This is a genomic window from Rheinheimera pleomorphica, assembly GCF_011634895.1.
Taxonomy (GTDB): domain Bacteria; phylum Pseudomonadota; class Gammaproteobacteria; order Enterobacterales; family Alteromonadaceae; genus Alishewanella; species Alishewanella pleomorphica.
The window spans coordinates 445,304-457,222 of sequence record NZ_SIRR01000007.1; the positions used below are offsets into that span (position 1 = coordinate 445,304).

The window sequence follows — 11,919 nt, forward strand, 5'->3', positions numbered from 1 at the left end:
TATGAAAACCAGCTTACTGTGCATAGCACTGACTGCTGCGCTGGGTGGCTGTGCCTCTACCACTAAAACGGTTGATAGCACACCGAAAAACCCGACCATGGTAATGAAAGCCGATTACTATATTAATGGCTTATATTTGCCCGAGTTTAATGGTAAACAAACGGTGTATACCCGCTCAGACCGCCGCCGGTTGGATCATGATACCAAGTACAATAATATTTTGATGCGCTGGGCCAATAGCCATACCGGCCAGATTGCCCGCATTGATACTCAGCTGAGCTATTTGCTGGATCATGATAAAAAACAATACAGCGAATGCCCGCTTTCCGGTTGTACCACCTTTAGTTTTGCCGATCTAAAGGCGTCATCAGAGCAAGATGAGCAATACGAAAGTTATGAATCTCTTGGCTGTACCGTTGATTTGGTTAGCAACGACTTTAGCGTTGAGAAAACCGGCCAGCAAAGGGCTATCGCCAACGTATTGGCAGAAGAATACCAGGTTAAATGGCAAGTCGTGATGCAGGATAGCCGCGCGAAAAAAGACACCAATCTGGCACAGATGACCTTCTGGACCACCACGCCGCAGGCTGAAATGCAGCAGGCATGGCAGGTGCAGCGCGAATTTCAAACCGGCTATGCGCAAAACGCTACGGATAATCCGTTAATCCGCTTGCTGGGCAAAGAGGCTTATATGGCCGTGGCTGCCGTAACCGGTGATATTGAAAATACGGATAAAGAGCAGTACAACCGCTTTTTAAAAGAGCTGGGTAAAATTAAAGGCTACCCGCTTTCTATCAAAATGGAATGGTATCGTAATGCTCAGGCCTGTCAGGAAAAGCGCAGTAGCGCGGCGCAAAATAACGGCGTCGATCTGACCGGCGGTTTGGGCGATGCCGCTAAGAGTATGCTGTCAGGCTTTGTGAACCAGCAAAAAGAGAAAATTTTGGATGAATGGCGTAAAAAGCCGCTATTCCATTACCTGTACGACATTACTTACCTGAAAGAAGAGCTGGTGCACGATAGTGTGTTTAGCCCGGCGGCTGATTATCAGCTAACCGACCGGCAATAGCTTGGTAATAGGGGGCTGCTAAGCGCTGATATCAATGTCAGCGCTTTTTCGGTACCCAGGCCCAGGTCATGTTAGCGTTGACCGGCTCAATACCGGCGCTGTCGGTAATAGTGACCGCTACCATAACTTCACCTTTATCCTCATTGTGCATTGCCGCGATTTGCTCGTCGGTGAGGGTGGCGGTTGCCGTTAAGTCACCGCTCGAGCGTTTGATATAGTCAATCTGCATTTGTTTTAGCAGCGGCAGCTTGTTGTCGGGCAGATGAATGCCAACCAAAAAACCGGTGGCAGATTCAGCCAGCAAACCAGTGGCGGCAGCATGTACTGAACCGATATGGTTTTGTGCTTTTTTACGGTTTTTCAGCCGCAACACCGAGCGGGCGCCTTTAAGCTCCAGCACTTCCACACCGGCGGTACCGGCGAATTTAATCACCCGGCCAAATACCGTACTTAAGGCAAAAGCCTGCATAAATACCGGTAACTGATAGCATTTGTTGACAATACGCTGCAATTTATTTGGCTTGTGTTGGCTCATTGTGGTCTGACCTGTTTGGGCTTTTGCGCACTATGCCAAGCCAGAGGCATAAAAGCAAGTGGACGCCGGGCTTAACACCACAGCTGGCTTAGCGGCGTGTCAGCGCGGTAATAGCGGCTTAGCTGAGCCTGTAACAGCTCGGCACAGGCTAAGGCGTCGGTGACGGCATGGTGCGGCCGGTAAGGCGGCAAGCCGTAGCGCAGGCGGCTGTCGGCCAGACGGATAGACACCGGCCGCTGGCCGCGCAGCCTTTGCCAGAAACTGAGTGGCTGCTGGCGGTGCAGCCGTGCCTCTAGCTGCATGGTGTCGATCAGCGGAAACAACAGTCCGGCGCCCAAACGTGCTTTAACGGCAGCCTGTAAAAACGGCCGCTCTATGCCGCGATAGTGCACCACCACCACTTTGCCGGCCAGCTGTTGTAATAACTGCGGCAAAATGTCGCTCAAATCCGGCGCGCCAGCGATATCGGAATGGGTGATGCGGTGCAGCGTAACCGACTCATCGCTAAGGGCAAACCGCGGTTTTACCAGCCATTGCCGGGCCTGGGAGCTGTATATCCGCTGCAGGTTAAGCGGCACTGTCCCCAGGCTGACAATGCCACTGTTGGCGGGGTCCAGGCCGGTGGTCTCAATATCCAGCGCCAGCAGCGGTACATCTTTTATTGCTGTATCGCCTGCTAGCATACCGGCCTGATAAAACTGCCGCAGCAGGCTGTTACTGCTGCTGGCGGCTTGTTGCTGATAATACTGTTGCCAGTCTGTGATGCGCTCAGCGCCAGGATGCCTGGCCGGTGACTGTAATGACGTGGGGCCCAGATACAGCATATTCAGGCCCGAAAATGAAATTTGGCGAATTTCTGGGCATTGCTCAGCACCGAAAACGCTTCTTTTAAATGTTTGCGCTCAAATTCGGATAAGCGCTCGGGGATCAGGTTGTTGTCCGGTATTTCACCGCCGCTAAGCGCCAGCGCCTGCTGGCGGATGCGGCTCATGGCGATAACCTCAAAGGCATCGCGTAAATCTTCACCCCGACCCGCTGGTAGCACCCTGGCGGCGATAATATCGCGCAGCCGCTCAAAGGAGTTGGTTGCCGTCGAGCCAATCGCCAGTGCATGCACGCGAATCAGATCGGCCATTGGCGCTGTGCCGCGGCGTTTTATATTCAAGCTGTTATTGTGCCGGCCATCGTTTTCCATCACAAAGTCTTTAAAAAAACCCAGTGGTGGCGTGCGTTGCAACGCATTACGGGTCATACAGGCCAGAAACTGTGGCCGGCTGCGGGCTTTGCCGGTGATCAGCTGATTAAGCTCGTCAGCCCACTGGCTCTGGCCCCAAACGGCGTCCAGATCAAAAAAGATATTGGCGTGCAGCAGGCGCTCGGCGCTGGGCTGCTCTATCCAGTCGGTAAAGTATTGCCGCCATACCTTTAGCGGCTGGCGCCACTGTGGGTTGGTCGCCATAATGTTGCCACTGCAGTAGCTGTAACCGCACTGCGCCAGGCCATCGCAAACAAAGGCCGCCAGCTGCTGAAAATAGCCGTCGTGCAGCGCGGGGTCAAAGCGGTTATCCAGTACCAGCGCATTGTCCTGATCGGTAACAATAAGCTGCTCGTCGCGTGCCATTGAGCCCAGCGCTAAAAAGCAATACGGCACCGGCGGCGGGCCAAGTTGCTGCTCGGCCAGCTCCAGCAGGCGCTGCTTAAAGCTGCGGCCAATGGCGGCCATAGCGCTGCCTATCATCTGTGAGTTGGCATCTTCGTTCACCATCCGTACAAAGCAGGCCTTAACATCTTTACTAAGGGCGCTGAGCTCTGCTACCGACTGCTGGCGGAAAATACTGCTGACAACAAACAGGCTGTTTTGCGATTCGTAGCGGATAATATCTGACAGCGCCAGTACGCCAATAGGCTTGCCCTGGCGCACTACCGGCAGATGATGCACATTGTGGCGCAGCATCAGCATCATGGCCTCAAACAGATATTGCTGCGGTGTAATAGTAACCGGGTTTGCCGTCATAATAGCACTGACGCCGGTTTCAGATTTCAGCCCCGGCGCCACCAGACGCGATCGGATGTCGCGGTCTGTGATAATACCGGCCAGGGTTCCCGGTTCAGCGTCGTTATCATGCAGGATTAACAGGCAGGACACACTGTGTTCTGTCATGGTTTGCGCGGCCTGCCAGACATTGGCACTGGCCGCCAGGCAAACCGGCTCGCGCTGCAGCAAGGTACTTATTTGGGCGCTGTGCAGGTCGGCTTCGGCCTGCTTGGCGGCTTTGGTTGATTTACGCCGCTCGGTGTCACCCACTTCAACGTAATCGGCAAAAAACTCATTGCTGTCAAACAGCTGTTGAAAGTCGGTATCGGGGATCAGATATATCAGCGTGTCTTCAAGCGCCGTAGCGGGAAAACGTACCTTGCCGCCACGCAGCAAGCCCTGTTCGCCGAAAATACCGCCCTCACTTAAGCGGTTATATAAGTCGCCATTGCGGCGGAAGGTTTCTACTGCACCGCTGCGGATCAGGTACAGTGCAGTGAGTGGCTCGTTAAAGCGCAGGATCTCGCTGCCGGCTTTAAAGTACGCCACATCGATACGCTGCGCCAACACCGTCAGCTGGCTGTCGTCCAGTTGCGCAAACGGCGGATGGCGTTTTAGAAATTCAAGAATTTCAATTTGTTCTATGTCCATAGCGGTGTATTACTCAGACTGCGCGCGGTTCAGACATTAAGCCTTTTACTACCGCCAGACAGGCTGCCAGCAATACCAGGCTAAACGGAAAGCCGGTTGACACCGCCATCGCCTGCAGCGCCACCAGGCCGCCTCCCAGAATTAACGCTATGGCCACCAGCCCCTCAAATAAACACCAGAATACCCGCTGGGGTGTCGGGGCGTTCACCTTGCCACCGGCGGCGATGGTATCTATTACCAGCGAGCCCGAGTCGGATGAAGTGACAAAAAACACCACCACCAGAATGATGGCAATAAACGACGTTAGCTGAGCCCAGGGCAGGGCGTCGAGCATGCTAAACAGCTGTAGCGGCAGCGCAGCATTGGCTGCCGCTTCATAGCCTTGTTGCACCAGCTGACTGATAGCCGTGCCGCCAAAGACGGTCATCCACAGCACGCAGGCCAGAGACGGAATAAGTAATACCGAAATTAAAAACTCACGCACCGTGCGCCCGCGTGAAACCCGGGCGATAAACATGCCAACAAAAGGCGACCAGCTGATCCACCAGGCCCAGTAAAAGGCGGTCCAGCCTTGGGCAAAATTAGCATCCTCACGCCCCAGCGGGTTAGCCAGTGCCGGTAAATGTTGCAGGTAAGCGGCCAGGTTAGCGGCAAAGCCGGTGGCGATGGCCAGCGTTGGCCCGACAATAATAACAAACAGCAGCAAGAGCGCCGCCAGCAGCATATTAATTTCAGACAAGCGTTTTACGCCGGCTTCCAGCCCGGCGACCACTGACACCAGCGCAATTAACGTAATACCAATTACCAACAGGATTTGCGTGGTCAGGCTCTCGGGCAGGGCAAACAGGTAATGCAAACCGGCCGCCGCCTGCGAGGCACCTAAACCTAACGAGGTGGCCAGGCCAAATAAGGTGGCAAATACGGCAAGAATATCAATAATATGGCCGGGCCAGCCCCATACCCGCTCACCGAGTAGCGGATAAAACACTGAGCGGATGGTCAGCGGTAAGCCTTTGTTAAAGGAAAACAGCGCTAAGCCCAGCGCCAGTATGGCGTAAATCGCCCACGGATGCAGCGCCCAGTGATAAATAGTCGCGGCCATTGCCAGCCGCTCGGCAGCGGCGGCATCACCGGCCGCACCTGCCAGCGGTGCCCAATCGGTGCGCACGCCATAGGTAACACTGGTGCCGCCGAGGGCGCTACCAAAGTGTGACAGCGGCTCAGACACGCCATAAAACATCAGCCCTATGCCCATGCCGGCGGCGAACAGCATTGAAAACCAGCCCAGATAACTAAAATCCGGTGTGGCTTCAGTGCCGCCAAGGCGCACCTTGCCCAGTGGCGAAATAATCAGCCCCAGGCACAGCAGCACAAACACATTGGCCGCAGAAATAAAGTACCAGTCAAGGTTGGCGGTAAGCCAGGCCCGCAGACTGCTGAATACCGGCTCAGCCTGTTGCTGAAAACTGATCGTCAGCAGCACAAACAGAATGACCACTAATGCTGAGATAAGAAATACCCGGTTATGGATATCCAGGCCAAAGGGGCCGACCTTGACCAGGATATTGTCCTGGCCAATCTGATAATCGGTGTCTATCGGGTTGACGTCGCCGTCGGGGATCATCGGATCTTTGTTTGCGCTCATCTTGTTATCCTTATCCGCTTAGCCAGAGCAGCGTTAAAAGTAATAGCCAATATTAATGTTAAAGCGGCGCTCGGTTTCGCTGCTGTCGCCAGCGGCGCTGCCGCCCACAAAGGGCTGATTCTTCGCATGCACTAAATCAAAATAGGTAAATAAGCCGCCGGCCGCTACCGATACCCCAGTGACGTTCATCATGGTATCGCGGCTGTTATCCGACTTGTCGTATACCAGGCCATAGTTATTATAAAACTGCAGCGCGGTGACTGGCCCAAAGCTGACCGGCAGGCTATAGGCCAGGTTAATCGTGCTGGTTTTCGCTTTGGCCGCTATGCTGTCGTAAAAGGCGTAAGCGCCCACGGCAATACGATCGATATCGTCGATGTCGTAATGGTATTCACCATGCTGCAGTTGCAGGTTCCAGCGCTGATAATGGCTGTTTACATGCAGCGCCCAGGCGTTGTAACTGCCGGCACGGCGCTGGCCATCATGCAGGCCACCGGCCAGCGCAGAGACACCCAGCTCCGTTGTAAAATCCGTGCTGTGCTCAAGCTGATAGGCAAAACGGCCGGCCAGGGTGTTATATTCGCCCAGTGGCTGCGCCGGGTCGTCATAAATACCGTCGTCGCTCTGACGGAAACCGACCACATCATAAGAGTAACGGTCAGCACGGCTGCTGACATAGCCCTCGACGCCGCCCAGTTCATCGTTTTTAAAAAAGCCCAAATCCAGCTGCCAGTTATCTGCCAGCCGGCGTTTAAACAGCAAGCCTAAATCATGGTCGTCTTCCAGGCCGATATAATAGTTGGTGCTGAAAAACCAATTGTGCGAGTTATACGGCCAGTTACCAAAAGGCACCTGGGTAATGCCGGCCTGCACCTGCCAGTCATCATTTAACTGGTAGCCAACATGGGCATACTTAACGGCCGTCATATAATCAAAAAAGCGGATCTCGGCATTAAGCAGCACATCACCAATGCTGCCGTTTAAATTCAAGCGGAAAATATCAAAGGCAAAGTCGCCGCCACGGTTTTTATTGCCGTCGCTGTATGACGTATGGCTGTAATTGGTGCGGATAGCGCCGCCTAAGCGGATACCCTCTTCAGTCTTGTCAGCTTTATCAATGCTACCGGCCTCAGTGGCAGGCTCTGCTGTCGGCGCTTGTTTGGCCACTACCGCTTCCTGTTCGGCCAGCCGTTGTTCCAGCGCAGCAATTTGCGCCTTTAGCGTCGCCAGTTGTTGTTTAATATCGTCGGTTTCAGTAGCTTGGGCAGAAAAATGCCATAGCCCAACGGCAGCAATCAGACTGATACTGCGAAGTGAGAGCATAGTAAATCCTTATTTTGTATCAGATTTAAAGCAGAAGGGCTTATAAGGATAGCGTAATCTGGCGCTAAGGCCAAATTACGCAGGCAGACAGGCAGACAAACAAGGGCTTAGTAAATACCGGACGACAGGTAGCGATCGCCTCTGTCGCAGATTATCGCCACGATCACGGCATTATCATGTTGCTCGGCCAGTTTAATCGCGGCATGCACCGCGCCGCCAGAGCTGACACCGGCAAAGATGCCTTCTTCACGGGCTAAACGGCGCATCGCGGTAAGCGCATCGTCTTGTGCAATATCGATAATCTGATCAACCCGGCTTTTATCGAAAAAGCCTGGCAGGTAAGCCTCGGGCCAGCGGCGGATGCCCGGTATGCTGGCGCCTTCAGCCGGTTGCAGGCCAATAATCTGAATTGCGCTGTTTTGCTCTTTCAAAAAGCGCGATACACCCATAATGGTGCCGGTAGTGCCCATGCTGCTAACAAAATGGCTGATTTGCTGCTGGCTTTGCTGCCAAATCTCCGGCCCGGTGCTGGCATAATGCGCCGCCGGGTTATCCGGGTTGTTAAACTGGTCCAGCACTATGCCTTTGCCGTCGGCCTGCATTTGCAAAGCTAAATCACGCGCGCCTTCCATGCCTTGCTCTTTGGTGACTAAGATAAGCTCAGCACCATAAGCGCGCATACCGCTTTTACGCTCTTCGGTAGCGTTATCCGGCATAATCAGTGTCATTTTATAGCCTTTAATCGCTGCTGCCATCGCCAGCGCTATGCCGGTATTACCACTGGTGGCTTCAATAATGCGATCGCCGGGCTTTATCGTGCCGCGTTTTTCAGCCTGCACTATCATATTCAGCGCCGGCCTATCTTTTACTGAACCCGCCGGATTATCGCCTTCGAGCTTTAACAGTACAGTGCTGTTGGTATGTGCCGCCATCCGCTGCAATTTGACCAAGCGGGTTTGGCCGACAAGATGTTCAATGCTGGGAAAGCTCATTGGGTGTACCTTAAATTAGCAAAACATAAACTGGCGACAGTTTAGCGCAAAGCGGCGTGGCTGTTAATGCTTAAGCGCAGCCTTGCCAATACGGCAGACATTAGCGTTACTAAACGCTCAGCAGATGCTTATAAATTAACACCAGCCTATGCGACCAATATTGGTTTGTTTAACACCGCCAAAGGCGTGGTACTGATTGACCCGATGCCGGGTGAACACCAGCTGGATGCGTTAAATACGCTGGTAAATAGTATCTTTGCTAAGCCCGTCAGTTATATTTTCAACACCCATGCGCATAGCGATCATAGCGGTGGCAATGGCTATTTTATTGCAGCTGGTAGTTACCGATGAGCTCCCTGACCGGTATACACTCAGAGATGTTCCAACCTTCTGGTAAGAGCCTGTTGTATGAATGCATTTAAAAGTGAATAAGCAATGAAAAGTACTGTAAGTGTAGGAAAAATTGAAGACGTTGAAATACCCGACGATCTTCTTTATGCCGGTGCGCTGAAGCAACTGGTAAAAGATGCCACCGGAACCGGCGTTACTGTTAATATTGATTCTTTTTACTCCAACGAACCGGTAAAGCTTCACAACTTCGTTGATACCATCTTCTACAGTTTTGTTACCGATGGCGATGAAGAGTTTCTGGCTTATTGTGTCTGTTCCAGACCAGTGGAAATTTACCGGGAAGTAAAGTTCGATGGTACGATCTGTGTTTCAAATGTAACAGACATCGAAGTATCAAATACAGCAATCAGCACAGAGCAAATTGCTGTCAGAATGAAAAAAAATCTCAGCATCGGTTAGCGCAATATCTTGTGATCCTGAAGACTAAAGTCATCAGACATCAGCCGTACAATTAAAAACCAATAATTGACCATGTTGACCGATAATTAATTACAATCTGGATGTGACATGAATACAGACGAGTTGCTTAACATCATTACTGCTCCGGTAGCGGAAGGCTACTTTCTTGAACAATGGCATCGCTGGTTTGAAACTTACATCCAATTGCACAAAGATGGTCAGTTTACATCCCTTTGGCCTTTTACCCAGGAAGCCGTTCTTAACTACTGCATGACCAGAAGTGAGAAGGCTGACCAGGCAACCATCTTCAATTCGCGCGGCGGTTTTAATCTGCTCGAATTAAACAACAGCGCAACAGCAGAAGAGATCGCCCTGCTTGAACAGCATACGGGGCTTGAGTTACCGCGATCAGCATAAAATCATCCGAAATTCATCAAGACGTCAGGTATTTTAGAGCCAGTTTGATTAGGTTAAATGCTATATCAACCCGCTTTTAATAAGGATAAATTATGCAGCGAACTTATATGTCAGCGGCTCTGGTGTTTTCAGCTTTATTTATCGTTGGCCAAAGTTATGCGGAAAACGAATCTCCAGCGCTAATCGGCCCTTACCTTGGGCAAAAACTACCCGGTTCGACGCCGGAAGTTTTTGCACCCGGTATTGTCTCTACCGCAGGTTGGGAGGTTAGTGGCGTCTTCACGCCTGATCTGAACGAGTTTTATTTTATTCGGAATAGCAAGGAAAACAAAAAGCAGGAAATTGTTGTTTTTAAACGTATCGACAACAGATGGCAGGAAGCCGTTTTTTCAGCCAGGCAAGGTACTCCGCTTTTCTCGCCTGATGGCAGCATTATGCATTTGGGTAAACGCTATAAAGAACGGACAGCGCAAGGTTGGTCGGATATAAAAAGCCTTGGCGCGCCTTTTGATAACCTGGCTATTATGAGGCTATCGGCATCTGCAAAAGGGACTTACTATTTTGATGAATTCAAACGAGATTTTACCGGTGATATCCGATATTCACGATGGGTAGATGGCAAATATGAAGCACCCAAGCTGCTGGGGAAAGAGATCAATAGTGGAAAAAGTTTTCATCCCTTCATCGCCGCAGACGAATCCTATCTGATATTTGATAGTAAAAGAGACGGTGGTTATGGTGATTCTGACCTGTATATTACTTATAGACAGCAAGATGGGTCCTGGGGAAAGGTGATAAATTTGGGCGACAAGATAAACACCGCCGGCTGGGAAGCCGTTGCCAGCGTAACGGCGGATGGGAAGTATCTGTTTTTCAATCGAAATATGACCCCAGACAACCATGATAACGTTGATATATTCTGGGTAGACGCGCAATTTATTGAAACTCTTAGGCCCAAGTAACAAAGCCCCAAGCAGTAAATCCCGTTACTCGGAGCTTAAAGCAAAGAAAACACGTAACAAAACCTGCAGTAGGGTGTTCTAACGCTCAGCATTTTGCATTTGATACAGCTTTAGTAATTACTGCGCAATGTTTTAGGTTAGGTGGCCTGCGCTACTCGTTTGTTGGCGCGGCACTGTGCCTTTCAAAATGGAGGATAGATGGCAGAAGGTTTGTTTTTTCCAGTCATAGAGACTGATAGATTGGTTTTGAAACCTTTAACGGTTGACGACTCAAAGAGCTTGTTAGAAATATTCTCTGATCCTGAGGTGATGAGATACTGGAATACAGAGCCCTGGAAGGGGATTCAAGATGCTTATGATTTCGTAGATAACAGCAACAGTGCGATGTTGCGGCAGGAATCACTTGTCCTTGGTGTATATCTGAAGTCTACAGGTGAACTGGCCGGAAAGTGCATGTTATTCAGTTATGACAAAGATTCCAGGCGAGCTGAGATAGGCTTTGGCTTGGGTCGGTCTTGCTGGGGTAAAGGTTATATTAATGAAGCAGGGGAAGCATTGATCCAATATGGGTTCGTTACACTGGGTCTAAGACGAATTGAAGCTGAGATAGACCCAGACAATTACTCCTCAGCAAAAGCATTAGAAAAACTAGGATTTTATCGAGAGGGTTTACTAAGACAACGATGGGAAATTAATGGTATTGTCTCCGATTCCGCGTTGTACGGCAGACTTGTCAGTGACGGTTTGCCATCGCATAACAATGCACTGCACGCGACAAGTGCGTGATTGCGGTATTAGGTGTCAGTCAAAATTCAGATCTTTCAAACAATGAAGCACGGCGAACGATAGAACAAAACAGAGAGTATCGTTGGCTATCATCGCCTTTGTTCAGCCTACTGGGTGTGGCTTTCGGCGCCTTGCTGGGCTGGCTAAGTAAATGAGTGCATCTAACAATGCGCTCAATTTCGTTCCGGTCACAAAAACCAATTTTAGGGTCAGGTCTTTTTGAGTTTTAGGGTGGATAGCAAAAGGCAAGACCTGACCCTAGAGGCTTAAATTAGCAAAACATAAACTGGCGACAGTGTAGCCCAAAGCGGCGTGGCTGTTAATGCTTAAGCGCAGCCTTGCCAATAGCAGGTTATTGGCAAACCAGGCAAAGCAGGTTAGGTTGTGTTGCTGAGCTTTTACTTAAATAACGGGATCTGAATGAAAACCATCATATTTTTTATCGCGTTAATCTATCCTGCGCTCAGTTTTGCCGCAGCGGCAGATATTAGCGTTACTAAACGTTCAGCGGATGCTTATATAGTAACACCGGCCTATGCGACCAATATTGGTTTGTTAAACACCGCCAAAGGCGTCGTACTGATTGACCCGATGCCGGGTGAAGGCCAGTTAGAGGCGTTGGTATGACTCCCCACGTCAAGCAGGTTGAGTAAAAACCTGCTCATTTAAGAACCATCTTTTACCGTTAAAGCGA

General features: G+C 50.9%; 13 protein-coding genes. 7 read left to right on the forward strand and 6 right to left on the reverse strand.

Translation table 11 applies throughout. The annotated features are described in order from the left end of the window. Nucleotide 1 precedes the first annotated feature (1 nt). Nucleotides 2-1,069 carry a hypothetical protein gene (locus EYB30_RS09005; RefSeq protein ID WP_166838580.1) on the forward strand — a complete coding sequence of 356 codons (1,068 nt, stop codon included), beginning with the start codon at nucleotides 2-4 and terminating at the stop codon, nucleotides 1,067-1,069. Between the two features lie 37 nt (nucleotides 1,070-1,106). Here EYB30_RS09005 and EYB30_RS09010 read toward each other — a convergent pair whose 3' ends face one another. From EYB30_RS09010 to cysM, 6 genes are all read right to left on the reverse strand, one after another. After that, nucleotides 1,107-1,604: a DUF4442 domain-containing protein gene (locus tag EYB30_RS09010; RefSeq protein ID WP_166838581.1), complete on the reverse strand. Its 498-nt coding sequence runs from the start codon at nucleotides 1,602-1,604 to the stop codon at nucleotides 1,107-1,109. A 71-nt stretch (nucleotides 1,605-1,675) separates the two neighbouring features. Further along, nucleotides 1,676-2,428 carry a 3'-5' exonuclease gene (locus EYB30_RS09015; RefSeq protein ID WP_166838582.1) on the reverse strand — a complete coding sequence of 251 codons (753 nt, stop codon included), beginning with the start codon at nucleotides 2,426-2,428 and terminating at the stop codon, nucleotides 1,676-1,678. A gap of 2 nt (nucleotides 2,429-2,430) precedes the next feature. Beyond that, nucleotides 2,431-4,290: a DUF294 nucleotidyltransferase-like domain-containing protein gene (locus EYB30_RS09020; RefSeq protein WP_166838583.1), complete on the reverse strand. Its 1,860-nt coding sequence runs from the start codon at nucleotides 4,288-4,290 to the stop codon at nucleotides 2,431-2,433. Nucleotides 4,291-4,303: 13 nt separating this feature from the next. Beyond that, nucleotides 4,304-5,935 (reverse strand): BCCT family transporter, encoded by a 1,632-nt coding sequence (locus EYB30_RS09025; protein ID WP_166838584.1) that lies wholly within the window; start codon nucleotides 5,933-5,935, stop codon nucleotides 4,304-4,306. A 33-nt stretch (nucleotides 5,936-5,968) separates the two neighbouring features. Beyond that, nucleotides 5,969-7,258 carry a porin family protein gene (locus EYB30_RS09030; protein WP_166838585.1) on the reverse strand — a complete coding sequence of 430 codons (1,290 nt, stop codon included), beginning with the start codon at nucleotides 7,256-7,258 and terminating at the stop codon, nucleotides 5,969-5,971. 107 nt (nucleotides 7,259-7,365) lie between these two features. Beyond that, nucleotides 7,366-8,250, reverse strand: a complete 885-nt coding sequence (gene cysM / locus EYB30_RS09035; RefSeq protein ID WP_166838586.1) for a cysteine synthase CysM — start codon at nucleotides 8,248-8,250, stop codon at nucleotides 7,366-7,368. Nucleotides 8,251-8,316: 66 nt separating this feature from the next. Between cysM and EYB30_RS09040 the strand changes: the two genes are divergently transcribed. The 6 genes from EYB30_RS09040 to EYB30_RS09065 all read left to right on the forward strand — a co-directional run bounded on the left by EYB30_RS09040 (nucleotide 8,317) and on the right by EYB30_RS09065 (nucleotide 11,852). Further along, nucleotides 8,317-8,601, forward strand: a complete 285-nt coding sequence (locus tag EYB30_RS09040; RefSeq protein WP_166838587.1) for an MBL fold metallo-hydrolase — start codon at nucleotides 8,317-8,319, stop codon at nucleotides 8,599-8,601. A gap of 84 nt (nucleotides 8,602-8,685) precedes the next feature. Beyond that, entirely contained in the window at nucleotides 8,686-9,060 is a 375-nt protein-coding gene (locus tag EYB30_RS09045) for a hypothetical protein (protein WP_166838588.1), read from the forward strand. A 108-nt stretch (nucleotides 9,061-9,168) separates the two neighbouring features. After that, entirely contained in the window at nucleotides 9,169-9,477 is a 309-nt protein-coding gene (locus EYB30_RS09050; RefSeq protein ID WP_166838589.1) for a hypothetical protein, read from the forward strand. Between the two features lie 92 nt (nucleotides 9,478-9,569). Continuing rightward, a complete protein-coding gene (locus EYB30_RS09055; protein WP_166838590.1) occupies nucleotides 9,570-10,439 on the forward strand; it encodes a hypothetical protein in 870 nt (289 codons plus the stop codon). 198 nt (nucleotides 10,440-10,637) lie between these two features. Then, a complete protein-coding gene (locus tag EYB30_RS09060) occupies nucleotides 10,638-11,225 on the forward strand; it encodes a GNAT family N-acetyltransferase (RefSeq protein WP_166838591.1) in 588 nt (195 codons plus the stop codon). 420 nt (nucleotides 11,226-11,645) lie between these two features. Then, on the forward strand, nucleotides 11,646-11,852 hold the full coding sequence (locus tag EYB30_RS09065; RefSeq protein ID WP_166838592.1) for a hypothetical protein: 207 nt from the start codon (nucleotides 11,646-11,648) through the stop codon (nucleotides 11,850-11,852). Nucleotides 11,853-11,919: the final 67 nt, after the last annotated feature.